The following is a 13,852-nucleotide window of genomic DNA, read 5'->3' as shown; positions in this document are numbered from 1 at the left end:
GGAACACGGAAGGACCATGCGTCCAAGCTACAGCGCTTGCGCCTTGGCGTTGCGCTGGAAGCTCGACCAGATCGAGGCGCCGCAGTTGCCGCACTGAGGTCCGAAGAACTCGCCGTACGCGTTGTGGTCGCCCATCAGGAAATACCGGAACCACGCGGTGATCGGGCCGCGGAAGCCGCCGCCGTCGCCGGCGGGTGTCAAATGCGTTGCGCCTGCGAGTTCACCGTAGATCGCCGGGATGTGGCCCGCCGCGTTGTAGCGCGGAATCACCAGCAGCGGCGGGATGACGACGGTGTCGTATTGGCCGCCGAGGATGAACATCGGGCCCTTGAGCTGACCGATCAGGCCCTGCGGGCCGGGCTCGATGGGCACCGTCGTGTCGACGCGAGCGTCCGCGCCCGCATTGATCGTGCCGCCTCCGCCTTGCGAATGGCCGGTCGCGCCGACCTTCGAAGTGTCGACCTTGCCGTAGAAGACGCTGCCCGCCTTCGCGTTCTGCGCGGTCAGATAATCCAGTCCTGCCAACATTTCCGAGCCGCTGCCGGATTGTGTCGTGTTGGCGGCGGCGACGATGAAACCGTGTGACGCCCAGTGCCGGAGCAATCCAGCGTAGATCGACGGGGTCGCGAAAGTGCCGTTACCCCAAATGATTACCGGATGCTTGCCGCAGCCACCTAGATTGGTAGGCCGGTAAATGGTGTGCCCGACGCCGCTTTGCTGTTCGGTCACGGTGAACGGTCCCGGGCCCGACCAATTGTGGCCGACCGACGGGCAGCTCACCGCTTCCGGCGCGGCCACCGCCTGTCCCGTCGCGGCCACCATCAATGCCATCGCGCCGACGAACACGCCCACTCGCCGCAGCCGAGAAAACACACTGTACCCCTTTCGCCGTTGAAAGATCACCTCACAGAGTGCCTCGCGGCGAACAGGCCGCCGATGTGCTCTTCCCCAGGAAGCACTGCGAATCATTGTGACGGTGCCCAACGGCGCGGGTGGTCACCTCAAAGTGTCGAGTTTCGCCAACTCGTTCGGAGTAACGACCACGTCGAGACTTCGCAGGGTTTCGCCGAGGGTTTCCGGTGTGACGATGGTCTTTTCGATGCGCCCGTCGGCGTGTTCGAGGATGAGTTCGTTGCCGACGAACCGCTTGCTCAGGCCTGGTTCCAGGCGCATCACCACGATTTGGCCGTGGAATGGCGACTTCGGATGCGTCGAGACGTAGTGGTGCGCGACCTCGTAGTCGACTTGGTAGCGGATCTCGGGGCCGAATTGGTGCAGTGTCGTCCAGTCACTTTCGAACCTTTGCAACCGCCACCAGGGTCCATTTCGGAGCACCCGGTACTTCCACCCGGCCTGGTCGACGATTTCCTGATCCCGCAACGGCATCGACCGCAGGATTCCCCAGCCGAACCCGACATCGGCGAGGAACTCCTCGTCCCCGATCCGCACCACGAGCATCATGTGCGTCGACGGCCCCGGCCGGTCCGGCTGCACCCGCGACATCCGCCGCTCGACGGTGAACCCGAGCGCCTCCAGCGCCGCCGCGAACAGCAACCCGTGCTCGTAGCAGTAGCCACCTCGTTGCCGCCGCACGAGTTTGTCCTGGATGGCGTCCAGCCCGATGCCCGCGTGCGTGCCCATGAGCACATCGAGGTTTTCGAACGGAATGGACCGCACGTGCGCTTCGTGCAGCGATTCCAACGCCTCGGCGGACGGCTTCACCCGTGCGTGCCCGATTCGCGTCAGGTAAGCGTCGAGATCGAAGGTCATGCCGCCAGTCAACAACCTCGAGTGGGCTTGAAGTCAAGCCAAGCGATCGACGAGCGCGTCGATGAGCTCGTGCCGCTCCTCCGGGGTCAGCAGATCGGGCAGCGTGAGGCGTTCGACGATCATCCAGTTCAGCGCCAGCCACAGCAGCGTCACCGTCGTCCCGTCGCCGGGCAGGCCGGACTTCAGGTGGTTCGCGACGTTGAAGTCGAGATCCGCGCGAACCCGCCCAGTGAGCACCTCGCGCAGCCCGGGGCGCCGCGTCGCTTCGAGGCGGAGTTCCAGCAGCGCCAGGAACCCGGTCGGGAAGGCGGCGACCCGCTCGACCACGTCGTGCATCAGCTCGGTGACGCGCTCGCGGGTGCGCGGCCCGGTGTCGACGGCGGCCATCACCGCCTCGTCCGGCTCCAGCCGCTCGTAGACCCGCGCGCCGACGCTCAGCAGGATCTCGTCGCGGTTGGCGAAGTAGTTGGAAGTCGTGCCCGCGGGCACCTCGGCCTGCTGATCGACGGCGCGGAAGGTCAACCCCCGCGCGCCTTCGCCGGCCAGGACTTCGATCGCGGCGTCGAGCAGCGCCGCGCGGCGTTCGGGATTGCGTCGCACCATCGGTTGAAACCACTCCAGGTGTAGTGCTACGGTTCTGGCTCTAAAGTACTACAAGCCTAGTGGTCATGGGGGCCCGAATGCGCAAGCTCGTCTACTACGTCGCCGTTTCGATCGACGGCATGATCGCCGGGCCTGGCGGCGAGTTCGACTTCTACCCGGAGGCGCCCGACATGGTCGAGTACCTCCGCGCCGAGTTCCCCGAGACCATGCCGACCCACATCCGGTCGGTCATCGGCCTCGAAGGCGTGCCGAACAAACGCTTCGACACGGTCCTCATGGGCAAGGGCACCTACAAACCTGCGCTCGACGAGGGCATCACGAACCCGTACGCGCACCTGCGCCAGTACGTGTTCTCGACGTCCCTCGGTGAGATCGCCGACCCGGCCGTCGAATTGATCTCGACCGACCCGCTCGCCGCGGTCCGCGAGCTGAAGTCCGAGAGCGGCGCCGACATTTGGTTGTGCGGCGGCGGAAAACTCGCGGGCACGCTGCTGCCGGAGATCGACGAGCTGGTCTTCAAGACCTACCCGGTGGTCGCCGGCGCGGGCATCCCGGTCTTCGCGGGCGAACTCCAGCCACGCCCGTTTGCTCCGGCCGACACCCGCGTGTTCAGCAACGGCGGCACGGTGATCACGTACCGTCCACAGTAGACATCAGAGCATCGGCCACAGCGCGGAAGCGATGCCCGGCGCGACGGCGACCGTAGTGCGAGAAGAGAAGTCGTGCGGCACACCGGAAGTGTCGGCCACGATGGCTCCGGCTTCGCGCGCGATGAGCACGCCCGCGGCCGTGTCCCAAGGCTTGTTGGAGTAGAGCACGCACGCGTCGACGCGGCCTTCCGCGACCCAGACCAGGTCGATCGCCGCGGAGCCGAGCATCCGGACGCGCTCGGCGTTCTCCACCAGCGACCGGGTGACCGACCGGCGATAGTCGTTCTTCTCGGCCGCGCCGGGGCCGACCGCGTAGTCGCCGACCGCGATGATCGCCCGGCCGAGGTCTTTGTTCGAACTGGCCTGAATCGGCTTCTCGTTGACGAACGCCCCGCCGCCTTTCGTGGCGTGATAACGAAGTCCGAGGAATGGCGCCGCAATCACGCCGATGACGGATTCCCCGCGTTCGACCAAAGCGAGCGAGACCGCGCAAAGGGGCAGGCCGTGCGCGAAGTTCGAGGTGCCGTCGATCGGGTCGAGCACCCAGACCGCGTCGGCGGTCTGGTCGAGTTCGCCGCCGCCGTCCTCTTCGCCGAGGAACGCGATATCGGGCGTCGCCTGCTCGAGGTGGGCGCGGATGTGTTGTTGCACCTGGACATCCAGCTCGGTGACCAGGTCACGGTCGCCCTTCTCGCGGACGACCCCGGGTTCGGACGTGGTGACGAGCCGGTAGCCGATCTCGACGGCTTCCCGTGCGATGGCGAGCAGGTCGTTCACTCGGTGCGCCTTCCGTTCTCGGGAACAAAAAACCCCAGGTCTACAGTGGACGACTGCTGACCTGGGGTTTTGTCAAGAGAGCGGATGACGGGAATCGAACCCGCGTATTCAGCTTGGGAAGCTGATGTTCTACCATTGAACTACATCCGCAGTGTGTCGCCAGCATACATGGCAACGATCCTCGCTCGGCAACCCACCTCCACCTTGACGCCTGGGCGTCGAAGTGACAACACTTGTTGTCTAAGTCGAGGCGAGGTGACGGCGATGGAAGATCCCGAGCTGTTCCGGCAGGGCGGGTTCCGCCTGGCGTCGAGGTTGTTCATCGAGGGCGACATCCGCGGCACCGAGCAGCAGATCAAGCGGCTCCGCGAGTTCGCGCAGGCCGAGGACCCGCTCGCCGACGCCGTGGTCGCCTGGATGCACACCCAGCCTCGCAACGCAGGCCAGCGGCAGTTCGAGGAGACCCTCCGGGACGGCGCGAACGAGAACACGCCCGCTCCGCTGAAGGCCCTGTTCGAAAGCGTCGAGGCGACCCCGTTCTGGGTCGACGAGCAAAGACTGCGCAGCGGCGCCAAAGCCATCCTCAGGACCGGACTGCTCGGTCTCTTCCCGCTCGGCGACATGTCGCTCATGGGCGGGTATCTCGCTTCGCGGGCCACGAAAGCGCTGGTGGGCACCGGCGAGATCGAACACAAGGCCACCAAACGACTTGTCGAGACGGCCGCCTGGTGGATCGACGTCACCACGCCGGGCAGCCTCGCGAAGGGCGAGAAGGGCTACAGCTCGGCCATTCGGATCCGGCTCGTGCACGCCCACGTGCGCGCGGCCATGAACCGCCGTGACGACTGGGACTACGCGGCGTGGGACAAGCCCGTCAACCAGGTACAGACCACCGGCACCCTGCTGCTCTTCTCGCTGGTCTTCGTCTTCGGGACGCAGCTGCTCGGCGTGCGCTACAGCCAGAAGGAACGCGCGGACATCCTGCATCTCTGGCGGTATGTCGGCTGGCTCATGGGTGTCGACGAGGAGCTGCTGCCCGCCAACGAGGAAGACGCCTGGCGCATGCTCTGGCTGCTCGCCAAGACCGAGTTCATCCCTGACGAGGACTCGAAGCGGCTCGCGAGGGCGCTGCTCAAGTCCCACGAGGCGATCGGGGAGGGGCGCGGATTCGCGGGCAAGGTGCTCTCGCACGTCGCCGTGCGGGTGCACTCGTCGATCAGCAGGCTCGTGCTCGGGAAGGTCAACGCCGACTTCCTCGAACTCCCGAACGATCCCATCGCGCAGGCGTTGATCGTGACGGCCGCCGGCCTCAACTTCGCGGGCGAGACGCTCCGGCAGCTCATTCCCGGCGCCACCTTGCTGCAGGAACGGATCGGGCAGGCGGGGCGGGAGGCCTACCTCCGGCAGCTGGAGAAGGTTTTCGCGCCCGACACCACCTATGCCCAGCACATGCGGGCCGCCTAAGTACGCTGTCGGACGTGCTGCTCAGTGATCGTGACCTCCGCAAAGAGCTCGAGAACGGACGTCTCGGGGTCGAACCCTTCGATGCCGCGATGCTCCAACCGTCGAGCATCGACGTCCGGCTCGATCGCTTCTTCCGGGTGTTCGACAACTCGAAGTACACCCACATCGACCCGCAGCTCCAGCAGGACGAGCTGACCTCGCTGGTCGAGAAGGAGGGCGAGGACCCGTTCGTGCTGCACCCCGGCGAGTTCGTGCTGGGGTCGACGTTCGAGATGGTCACGCTGCCCGACGACCTCGCCGGCCGCCTCGAGGGCAAGTCGTCGCTCGGCCGCCTCGGGCTGCTCACGCACTCGACCGCCGGGTTCATCGACCCCGGGTTCTCGGGCCACATCACGCTGGAACTGTCCAATGTGGCGAACCTGCCGATCACGCTCTGGCCGGGCATGAAGATCGGCCAGCTCTGCCTGTTCCGCCTGACCAGCGCCGCCGAGCATCCGTACGGCTCGGAGAAGGCCGGGTCGCGCTACCAGGGGCAGCGCGGGCCGACTCCGAGCCGGGCCTACAAGAACTTCCACCGGGTCGACACCTGGCGCTAAGCCAGTTCGAGCCGCTTCACCAGCTTGCTCACGCGGTTGCGGGGGCCGATGATGCTGACCGCGCTGACGGCCAGGTCTTCCGGCTTCGTCGACGCGAGTTGGGTCAGGTATTCGTCGTAGACACGGGTCGTCTGCGCGATGAGCGGCATGTCCGTGACGTGGACGTTCTCGCTCGCGCACGCCTTCGCGCGTACCTCGGCGAGTGTCGCGGCGTCGGCCGTCAGCACGGAACACCCCGCCCACGGCAGGCCGGGGTGTTCGAAGCCGGACGCGTCGGGGCCGCTCGGGCCGATCAGCCCGCTGACGGCTTCGCCCGTGCTCGCCGCGACGCAGGCGACGGCGTTGGCCAGCCTGCCGGTCGGTGTCGACGAGTCGACGACTATCACCCATTTCAGAGTGGCCGCGCGCGTGCTCTCGGCGGTGTTGATCACATCAAAGCTCACTGAAACCATGAAAATGCTCCCGTAAATGCGGCCTACTTCGGGAAAGCTATCCCCAAAGTTGACCGCATGACATGCTTGCCGAACTTAATTCGGCACGGGAGGTGGCATGGTCGAGCTGGACGAACTTGATGCGGCGATTCTGCGGGAACTGCGGGTCGACGCTCGGCGCACCAACCGCGACATCGCCGCCGCGGTCGGTGTGTCACCGTCGACCGCGCTCGAGCGGACGCGCGGCCTGCGTGAACGCGGCGTGATCCGCGGCGCCGTGCTCGACGTGGACCTCGCCGCGATCGGGCGGCCGGTGCAGGCGTTGATCGCCGTGCGCGTCCGGCCGCCGTCACGGCGCCACATCGAAGCCTTCCGCAACTGGATCACCCGGCTGCCCGAGGTGATCGGGGTCTTCGTCGTGACCGGTGGCGAAGACTTCCTCGTGCACGTCGCCGTCGGCAGCAACGACGATCTCTACGCCTTCGTCATCGACCGGCTGACCGAGCGGCCCGAAGTCGCCGATGTGCGCACGAGTGTCGTCTACGAGCACCTGACCAACTTGGCCTAGTGCAATGGGTGAGTCAGGAAGAACTGCCAGATGATCGGCGTCGCGTCGATGACCGTCGGCGTCGCCGAGTCGTTGTTCGGCTTCGTGCTCGGCCAGACGTGTCCGAGCCCGTCGATCTTCACGTGCGCGAGCGAGCAGCCGAGCCAGTGCTGATACGTCACCGGGCCGTCCGACCAGCTCACGGACCCGCGGCACCGGTCGCGTGACGCCCAGCCCGCCAGCCAGTCCGGCAGTGCGGGCAGGCCCTTCGCGGGGTTGCCCGCGTAGGGGATCGTCGTGTCCGCGGTGCCGTGGAAGTCGATGATCGGCGCGCGCTTCGGCGGGTTGCAGGCGCCCGACTGCGGGTAGAACGCCCCGGAGACCGGTGCGAACGCCGCGATCCGGTCCGGCAGCCTGCAGGCCAGCACACCGACGAAACCGCCGCCGTTGGACTTGCCCGCCGCGTAGATCCGGCGCGAGTCGACGCAGAGCTGGCGCTCCAGCGTCGAGATCAGGTCGCGGGTGAACTGCACGTCGTCCGCGGCCGCCGAGTACGGCGCGCCTTCCCATGCCGACTCGCCGTCGGTGCCGATCAGGCCTTGCGGGTAGACCACGATCGCGTTCAGCGCGGACATCCCGGTCAGCTGTTCCTGGTACTCCGACGTCCGCTTGTGGCCGTGGAACGACAGGACCACGGGCAGCGGCCGGAACCGGTTGTACGAAGCGGGCAGGTGGACCCGGTATTCGCGGGTCAGCCCGCCGGACTGGATCGAGGTGTCGGTCGAAACGCCGGTCTTGAACGGCGCCGGGCGGCCGCAGCCGGTCCGCGACGACGACGGGGTGGTGGCCTGTGCGGTGGCCACCGGTGCTAGAGCGAGCGTTGCCAGCACGGCGGTGAGCAGGGCGAACGTGCGTCTCATCGGTCCTCCAAAACGTTTGGGCAGACCGTGCCACGCGAGGTGATGGCCGTCACTTTTGTGGTCATAGTGTTCACACGGTGATGCGCGCGTCCCACTCGATGCGGTGATCCCACATCCACGACTGGTCCGGCGCCGGCTTCTTGAACGCCTGCTTGATGAAGAAGTCGCGGACGATCCTGCCGACCGGGCCGACGGCCTTGTCGTCGCCGTTGCGCTTGCCCTGCGCGACGATCGCCTCGACGCGCTCGCGCCGCAGCGACTCGTAAGCGCGCAGCGCCGACGGAACGTCGAGGTCGCGCAGGCAGCGGCCGAGCGTGACGGCGTCCTCGATCGCCATCGACGCGCCTTGACCCGATGCGGGCGAGGTGGCGTGCGCCGCGTCGCCGACGATCAGCATCCGGCCGCGGTGCCAGGTCGGCACGGTCGGGAAATCATAGGTCGACCAGGGCGAATAGATCTCCGACGTGGCGTTGATGATCTCCGTGGCAGGCGAGTTGTCGCCCTCGACCAGTCGCAGCATCTCGGCCCGCCACGAGTCGCCTGCCAGCGCGCGCAGCTCGGCGGCCGTCGGCTCGGACTGGTGCGCCGGGTTCGCGAACCACCAGACCTGGCCGTTCGGGTGCAGCACGTACGCGAAGAACACGCGCTTGCCGAAGATCATGCGCATCACGCCGGGTTCGTCGCCGACGCGCACGCCTTCCGCGTAGCCACCGGTGTTGAGCAGCCGCACGTAGCGCGGCTTCGGCGCGTTCGCGTCGATGATCTCGCGCACGCGCGAGCGCAGGCCGTCCGCGCCGATCAGCAGGTCACCCTCGGCTTCGGTGCCGTCTTCGAACCGCGCGCGGACGCCGTCGCCGACGTGCGTGGCGTCGGTCAGGCGCTTGCCGTAGTGCGTCACGATGCCGCGTCGCGCCGCTTCGTCGCGCAGCGCGATGTACAGGTCCGAGCGCTTCACCGTCTGGCTGACGGTGCCGTCGGCGAGCGCGACGCCCAGCGGGAACTCGGCCAGTTCGCGGCCGTTGCCGAGGCTGAGCGCCATGCCGGGGGTGGCGAAGCCGATGTCCTTGACCAGGTCTTTCAAGCCCAGCGCGCCGAGGGTGTCGATGCCGTTGACGGCGAGGGTGAGGAACGCGCCGACGCCGTCGGCGGTCCGGTCGTACGCCTCGAACAGCTCGGCCTCGTGCCCGGCCTTGTGCAGTGCCATCGCGGTCACCGTGCCCGCGATCCCGCCCCCGATGATCAGCGCCTTCATGGTGTCTCCCCATCAAAGTCTCTTAGAAACTAATTCGTTCTGTCGAACTAAAGAATTGGGTAGGATCCGTCAGGTGTCAAGCGACAGGGCGGAACTCACGCGGCGGCTGCTGGATCTGGCGCGCGAGTGGTCGACCGAGACGGTCATGTTCCACACCGCGATCGCCGAGGCCTCCGGCTTGTCCGCGACCGACGTCAAGGCCATGGACTACATCGCGCGGCTGGGCCCGCTGACGGCCAAAGAGCTCGCGAAACACTCGAGTCTCGCGCCCGCGTCGGTGACCGCGCTGATCGACCGGCTGGAGCGGAAGGGCTTGGTGCTGCGCAAGCCGCATCCCGGCGACCGGCGCAAAGTGCTCGTCGAATTCAATGGCGAGTTCGCGAAGGCGGCGCCGCCGTTCTGGGGCGGGCTGATCGACGAGAGCGTCGAATACTTCGCCGGGCTCAGTGTCGAGCAGCTGGAGACGATCGCGGACTTCGTCGTCGCGGCGACCGGGATCACGCGGCGTGCCAAGGAACAGGTGCCGATTATGTCCACAAAGGACAGTCGGAAAAATCTTCCATGATCAAGACGGGCGTTGAGCTGGGGGAGATTTATCTGAGAGCCTCGTCAATCCGGAAAGAGTGACCGAGACCCTCGTCGTCGTAACTCTTTCGTGATAGTTTTCGGCCCCGTGTCAGCCATTGGTGCGCGCAAGCGCCTACTCCTCGTCACGCTGAGCTTCCTGATCGGTGGCGCGGCCGCCGCGGGCGGTTCGATCGCCATGGGGCTCGTGCCCGGCGTGAACGTGGGGAACAGCGGACTGCAGGTACCGCACACGGGTCCCGGTGACCCGGCGCTCGCGCGGTCGGGTGGTGGCGCCCAGGATCCCGCCGGCACGGGAACGGGCACGACGCCGTCCGAGAGCGCCTCGCCGACCACGACGCCGACCACGAGCAGCAGCAGCGCCGCGCCGACGTCGAGCTCCGAGGAGCCGCCGCCGAGTTCGGCCGAAGCTCCCGCGCCGCCGCCGAAGCCCGCTGACCCGCCCAAGCCTGCCGACCCGCCGCCCGCCCCGTCCGGTGGCGACACCTCGCTCGCGGGTCAGGTCGTCGCGCTGGTGAACAAGGAGCGCGCGAAGGCGGGCTGCGGCGCGGTCAGCAACGAAAGCCACCTCGCGAACGCCGCGTCGAAGCACAGCAACGACATGTCGGACCGCGACTACTTCTCGCACACGACACCCGAGGGCGTCACCTTCGACCAGCGCATCCGCAACGCGGGCTACTCACGGCCCGGCGCGGAGAACATCGCCAAAGGCTCGCGCACGCCGGAGCAGACCATGCAGATGTGGATGAACTCCAGCGGCCACCGCCAGAACATCCTCAACTGCTCGCTGACCAAGCTCGGCGTCGGCGTCGCCACCGACGGCTGGCTCTGGACCCAGGACTTCGGTTACTGATTCCAGCGCTCTGACAGGTCGCCGTAGCGCCGCAGCACGCTGGCACGCAGGTCCGGATCGGTGCGCGGCACCGGCTCGATGAAGACCTCGGTGACGTCGGAGAACCTCGTCTGCAACTCGGCCGCGATACGCACGCAGGCGTGTTCGACGTCCGAGGCGCCGAGCGCGTCGTCGAAGTCGACGCGGGTGCAGACGAGCACGCTGTCGGTGCCCAGCAACATGGTCTGCAGGTCGACGACGGCTTCGATCTCGGGCGCCGCGGCGAGGTGATCGCGGATGCCGCGCACCATCACCGGGTCGGCCTGCCTGCCGATGAGCAGGCCGCGGTTGGTGCGGCCGAGGATGTACGCGACGACGGCGAGCAGCGCGCCGATGCAGACCGAGGCGATGCCGTCCCACACCTGCGAGCCGGTGAGCTGGTGCAGCCCGATCCCGGCGAACGCGATCAGCAGGCCGATCAGCGCGGCGGAGTCCTCGAAGAGCACGGTCTTCGACGTCGGGTCGTCGACCATCCGCAGATGCTGCCCGAAGGACCGGTTCTCCTCGGCGGCCTCCGCGCGGGTCTGGCGCACGGCCTGCACCCACGAGACCGACTCCATCGCGAACGCGAGCGCGAGCACGATGTAGCCGACGATGGGGCTGGACTGCTCCTCTTCGTGGCCGAAGATCGTCGCGAAGCCTTCGTAGAACGAGAACATCGCGCCGGAGGCGAAGATCGAGACGGCCGCGAGCAGCGACCAGAAGTACCGCTCTTTGCCGTAGCCGAAGGGGTGCAGGCGGTCCGGCGGGCGCTCCGAGCGCCGCAGCGCGGTCAGCAGCAGCACCTCGGTGATCGTGTCGGCGACCGAGTGCGCCGCCTCCGACATCATCGCGCCGGAGCCGGTGATCAGGCTCGCGACGAACTTCATGATCGCGATCGCCAGGTTGACACCGCCTGCCAGCACGACGGTCAACGTGCTTTCGCCCGCGGGGCCTTTCTCGTCACTCACCGGGTGATCGTAAGACTCAGAGGCTGCGTAGGCCGTGCAGAATGCGCTCCATCAGGTCAAGCGCGGGGCGGCCTTCGGCGGTGGTCGCCGTTTCGTGGACGTTGACGAGGCCGAGTTCGGCCATATCGCCCAAAAGCACCCTGGCGACGCCGAGCGGGACGGACAGGTTCGCCGCGATCTCCGCGACCGAGCACGGCCGCTGGCAGATCGTGCGCACCGAATGGAACTCGCCGCTGAGCCGCGACGCGGCCCACGGCGCGTCCATCCTGGTGGAGATCATCGCCTCGATCGCGAGGTGCAGCTTGGGTTTCGTGCGTCCCTTGGTGAGCACGTACGGCCGGACGCGCGGGCCGCTGTCGGGCAGCTCGATGTACTCCGATGGCGACGACGGCTCGCGCCTGCGTACCGACGGCGGGCGGCGCCCGCCGTCGTGCGTTTTCGGGTGGTGATCGTCCGCCATCTTCGCCGCCTTTTTCGCGCGTTTAAAACGGACCTCGCAGGCGGCTCCGGCAACGAGGAAAATTCAGGATACGCGAAATATGGAAACCTCCCTATGGATTCGGCTTGCTACGAACAGGTGATTGTCGGGTTCGCCCAGTCCGCGTGGTCGTAGTCGATGCCGTCACCGGCGTTGGAAACCACGAGACGTAAACGCTGAGTGCCGGAAATATCAGCGGAGAGTTGTTTTCCGGCCGACGCTCCGGTGAGAACTCCGCTGTCGGCGACTTTTCTGGTACCCGCGTACACCTCGAAAACAACACTTGCCCGATTTGACGGACTTTCATCGTCGACGCCGACGGTCGCTTCGAACCGGCTGCAGCGACCGTCCACGTAGAACGTCAGGTCACTGCGCGCGTGCGTGCCGATGCCCTTGGCGAAGGTCGTGCCTTCGATGGTGAGCGTGTGGCCGTCACCGGCGGCCTGCTCGCCGTTGCTGCGGTCCTTTTCGATCGGTCCCCAGCCGTTGGACCACGTTTCGGTCGCGAGATCGGAAAGTGCGGTCCGGCCTGCCGGCGGAACGCTGAGCGTGCCTTGTTTGCTGACGCGGTAGACGACGGTGCCATGGGCCGGAACCGAGGCGCTGATGGCGCTCGACGTCGTACTGGTCACCTTGGACCACAGGTCCTTGAGCCCGTACCGGGTCGCGCCGCCGATGCCGATCTCCGCGGTGGTGGTGCCGATCGTCGCCGCGGAACCGTTCTCGTTGAACAGCGCGACGGCGACATCACCGTTCGCCAGCGGCTTCGCGATCACGTAGGTGCCGCCGGACGCCTTGACCTGCCGTCCCGGCACGCCGCGCGCGTCCTGGTCGAGCGCGATGACGTCCTTGTTGAGCAGAGTCTGGAAGTTCTCGGCGGAGATGTTCGACAGGTTCGCGCCGATGAGCAGCGGCGCGGACATCATCGACCACAGGCTGAAGTGACTGCGGTACTCGGTCGGCGTCATGCCGCCGTTGCCGACCTCGAGCATGTCCGGGTCGTTCCACGCGCCCGGTTTCGCATACGGCGCAAGGGAAAGGTTGCGCTTGAAGATGCCGAGCATGCTCGACCAGTTGTCCGAGATGTCGCCCGTGGTCCGCCACGAGTTGCCGACGTTCTGCGCCCAGTTCCACGGGCTGTTCTCGCCCCACTCGCAGATCGAGAAGACGATCGGCCTGCCGGTGGCCTTCAGTGCGTCCCGCATTTTCGTGTAGCGCTGGACCGCGTCTACTCCTTGATTGTTGCAATTGTCGTACTTCAGATAGTCGACACCCCAAGAAGCGAACAGGTTCGCGTCACGTTGCTCATTGTTCAAGCCCCCGGGGAACCCCAGCGTATCGCACGTTTTAGTGCCGGCGCTCGTATATATCCCGAATTTAAGGCCCTTGCCGTGCACATAGTCCGCGACATATTTTATGCCGTGTGGAAACCGGACCGGATCCGGCTCCAGGTCACCCTGGGCGTTGCGCTGCGGCTTGGCCCAGCAGTCGTCGAGATTGACGTACGTGTACCCGGCGTCCTTCAGCCCCTTGCTGACGAACGTGTCGGCGGTGGCGAGCACCATCGCCTCGTTGAACTCGGCGCGGCAGTGCGTCGTGTTCCAGTTGTTGAACCCCATCGGCGGGGTCAGCGCCAGATCGTTCTCGAGTGCCTGCGCCGGCGTCGACACGAGCGCGAGCGTGGTGGTCACAACGGACAGCGCGACAGCGAACTTCCGTGACATGTACTCGAACGTAAGCAGCCCACCCGGCCACTACCAGCCGCCAACCAGGTGGTGGCCTAGACCAATTTGTATGATCATATCTCAGATCCCGGGTAAAAAAAATCCCAATGCGTCTTCCGGTCCGTGGAGGGGACCGAAAGACGCATTGGGGACGTGGCACGGACCGAACGCCGCTTTCGGCACCTGCCAGGGACCGAACGACGCATTGGGATT

16 protein-coding genes and 1 tRNA gene are annotated in these 13,852 nt (G+C 66.6%); 6 read left to right on the top strand and 11 right to left on the bottom strand.

The annotated features are described in order from the left end of the window. Window positions 1-27 precede the first annotated feature (27 nt). From AB5J62_RS42315 to AB5J62_RS42305, 3 genes are all read right to left on the bottom strand, one after another. Entirely contained in the window at window positions 28-852 is an 825-nt protein-coding gene (locus AB5J62_RS42315; RefSeq protein ID WP_370945681.1) for an acetylxylan esterase, read from the bottom strand. Window positions 853-996: 144 nt separating this feature from the next. Then, window positions 997-1,770 (bottom strand): arylamine N-acetyltransferase, encoded by a 774-nt coding sequence (locus AB5J62_RS42310; protein ID WP_370945680.1) that lies wholly within the window; start codon window positions 1,768-1,770, stop codon window positions 997-999. A 33-nt stretch (window positions 1,771-1,803) separates the two neighbouring features. Further along, the gene (locus AB5J62_RS42305; RefSeq protein WP_370945679.1) at window positions 1,804-2,373 is read right to left on the bottom strand and encodes a TetR/AcrR family transcriptional regulator; all 570 of its coding nucleotides are present in this window, start codon (window positions 2,371-2,373) and stop codon (window positions 1,804-1,806) included. Window positions 2,374-2,438: 65 nt separating this feature from the next. Between AB5J62_RS42305 and AB5J62_RS42300 the strand changes: the two genes are divergently transcribed. After that, complete coding sequence (locus tag AB5J62_RS42300; protein ID WP_370945678.1) at window positions 2,439-3,023, top strand: dihydrofolate reductase family protein; 585 nt, start codon at window positions 2,439-2,441, stop codon at window positions 3,021-3,023. A gap of 3 nt (window positions 3,024-3,026) precedes the next feature. Here the strand turns inward: AB5J62_RS42300 and AB5J62_RS42295 are convergent, their stop codons facing one another. Further along, window positions 3,027-3,800, bottom strand: coding sequence for an inositol monophosphatase (locus AB5J62_RS42295; RefSeq protein ID WP_370945677.1), 774 nt, complete (start codon window positions 3,798-3,800; stop codon window positions 3,027-3,029). Between the two features lie 79 nt (window positions 3,801-3,879). After that, window positions 3,880-3,950 (bottom strand) — tRNA-Gly (locus tag AB5J62_RS42290). A gap of 114 nt (window positions 3,951-4,064) precedes the next feature. On the opposite strand from AB5J62_RS42290, the gene AB5J62_RS42285 reads away from it, so the two are divergent. Both AB5J62_RS42285 and dcd read left to right on the top strand, forming a co-directional pair. Next, entirely contained in the window at window positions 4,065-5,264 is a 1,200-nt protein-coding gene (locus AB5J62_RS42285; protein ID WP_370945676.1) for an oxygenase MpaB family protein, read from the top strand. Window positions 5,265-5,278: 14 nt separating this feature from the next. Beyond that, the gene (gene dcd, locus AB5J62_RS42280) at window positions 5,279-5,860 is read left to right on the top strand and encodes a dCTP deaminase (RefSeq protein WP_091288677.1); all 582 of its coding nucleotides are present in this window, start codon (window positions 5,279-5,281) and stop codon (window positions 5,858-5,860) included. Here the strand turns inward: dcd and AB5J62_RS42275 are convergent. After that, window positions 5,857-6,303, bottom strand: a complete 447-nt coding sequence (locus AB5J62_RS42275; RefSeq protein ID WP_370945675.1) for a DUF2000 domain-containing protein — start codon at window positions 6,301-6,303, stop codon at window positions 5,857-5,859. The two genes, dcd and AB5J62_RS42275, sit on opposite strands and share 4 nt — an antisense overlap. 106 nt (window positions 6,304-6,409) lie before the next feature. On the opposite strand from AB5J62_RS42275, the gene AB5J62_RS42270 reads away from it, so the two are divergent. Then, window positions 6,410-6,859, top strand: coding sequence for an Lrp/AsnC family transcriptional regulator (locus AB5J62_RS42270; RefSeq protein ID WP_370945674.1), 450 nt, complete (start codon window positions 6,410-6,412; stop codon window positions 6,857-6,859). Here AB5J62_RS42270 and AB5J62_RS42265 read toward each other — a convergent pair. Both AB5J62_RS42265 and AB5J62_RS42260 read right to left on the bottom strand, forming a co-directional pair. Beyond that, the gene (locus AB5J62_RS42265) at window positions 6,856-7,758 is read right to left on the bottom strand and encodes a PHB depolymerase family esterase (RefSeq protein ID WP_370945673.1); all 903 of its coding nucleotides are present in this window, start codon (window positions 7,756-7,758) and stop codon (window positions 6,856-6,858) included. The genes AB5J62_RS42270 and AB5J62_RS42265 overlap by 4 nt on opposite strands. Window positions 7,759-7,828: 70 nt before the next feature. Continuing rightward, entirely contained in the window at window positions 7,829-9,010 is a 1,182-nt protein-coding gene (locus AB5J62_RS42260) for an FAD-dependent oxidoreductase (RefSeq protein WP_370945672.1), read from the bottom strand. A gap of 73 nt (window positions 9,011-9,083) precedes the next feature. Between AB5J62_RS42260 and AB5J62_RS42255 the strand changes: the two genes are divergently transcribed. Further along, window positions 9,084-9,575, top strand: coding sequence for a MarR family winged helix-turn-helix transcriptional regulator (locus AB5J62_RS42255; RefSeq protein ID WP_370945671.1), 492 nt, complete (start codon window positions 9,084-9,086; stop codon window positions 9,573-9,575). A 108-nt stretch (window positions 9,576-9,683) separates the two neighbouring features. After that, window positions 9,684-10,448 (top strand): CAP domain-containing protein, encoded by a 765-nt coding sequence (locus AB5J62_RS42250; RefSeq protein WP_370945670.1) that lies wholly within the window; start codon window positions 9,684-9,686, stop codon window positions 10,446-10,448. Here the strand turns inward: AB5J62_RS42250 and AB5J62_RS42245 are convergent. The 3 genes from AB5J62_RS42245 to AB5J62_RS42235 form a co-directional block, all read right to left on the bottom strand. Continuing rightward, window positions 10,442-11,437: a cation diffusion facilitator family transporter gene (locus AB5J62_RS42245; protein WP_370945669.1), complete on the bottom strand. Its 996-nt coding sequence runs from the start codon at window positions 11,435-11,437 to the stop codon at window positions 10,442-10,444. The genes AB5J62_RS42250 and AB5J62_RS42245 overlap by 7 nt on opposite strands. Window positions 11,438-11,453: 16 nt before the next feature. Then, window positions 11,454-11,897: a DUF742 domain-containing protein gene (locus tag AB5J62_RS42240; protein WP_370945668.1), complete on the bottom strand. Its 444-nt coding sequence runs from the start codon at window positions 11,895-11,897 to the stop codon at window positions 11,454-11,456. 107 nt (window positions 11,898-12,004) lie between these two features. Next, window positions 12,005-13,639 (bottom strand): NPCBM/NEW2 domain-containing protein, encoded by a 1,635-nt coding sequence (locus tag AB5J62_RS42235; protein ID WP_370945667.1) that lies wholly within the window; start codon window positions 13,637-13,639, stop codon window positions 12,005-12,007. Window positions 13,640-13,852 lie beyond the last annotated feature (213 nt).

The organism is Amycolatopsis sp. cg5, assembly GCF_041346955.1.
In the GTDB taxonomy this organism is placed as follows: domain Bacteria; phylum Actinomycetota; class Actinomycetes; order Mycobacteriales; family Pseudonocardiaceae; genus Amycolatopsis.
This window is presented reverse-complemented; position numbering and strand designations above follow the sequence as displayed.

Coding starts and splice junctions, on each gene's coding strand:
- AB5J62_RS42270 (WP_370945674.1), top strand. CDS start 6,410: ATGGTCGAGCTGGACGAACTTGATGCGGCGATTCTGCGGGAACTGCGG.
- AB5J62_RS42260 (WP_370945672.1), bottom strand. CDS start 9,010: ATGAAGGCGCTGATCATCGGGGGCGGGATCGCGGGCACGGTGACCGCG.
- AB5J62_RS42305 (WP_370945679.1), bottom strand. CDS start 2,373: ATGGTGCGACGCAATCCCGAACGCCGCGCGGCGCTGCTCGACGCCGCG.
- AB5J62_RS42285 (WP_370945676.1), top strand. CDS start 4,065: ATGGAAGATCCCGAGCTGTTCCGGCAGGGCGGGTTCCGCCTGGCGTCG.
- AB5J62_RS42300 (WP_370945678.1), top strand. CDS start 2,439: ATGGGGGCCCGAATGCGCAAGCTCGTCTACTACGTCGCCGTTTCGATC.
- AB5J62_RS42240 (WP_370945668.1), bottom strand. CDS start 11,897: ATGGCGGACGATCACCACCCGAAAACGCACGACGGCGGGCGCCGCCCG.
- AB5J62_RS42265 (WP_370945673.1), bottom strand. CDS start 7,758: ATGAGACGCACGTTCGCCCTGCTCACCGCCGTGCTGGCAACGCTCGCT.
- AB5J62_RS42235 (WP_370945667.1), bottom strand. CDS start 13,639: ATGTCACGGAAGTTCGCTGTCGCGCTGTCCGTTGTGACCACCACGCTC.
- AB5J62_RS42310 (WP_370945680.1), bottom strand. CDS start 1,770: ATGACCTTCGATCTCGACGCTTACCTGACGCGAATCGGGCACGCACGG.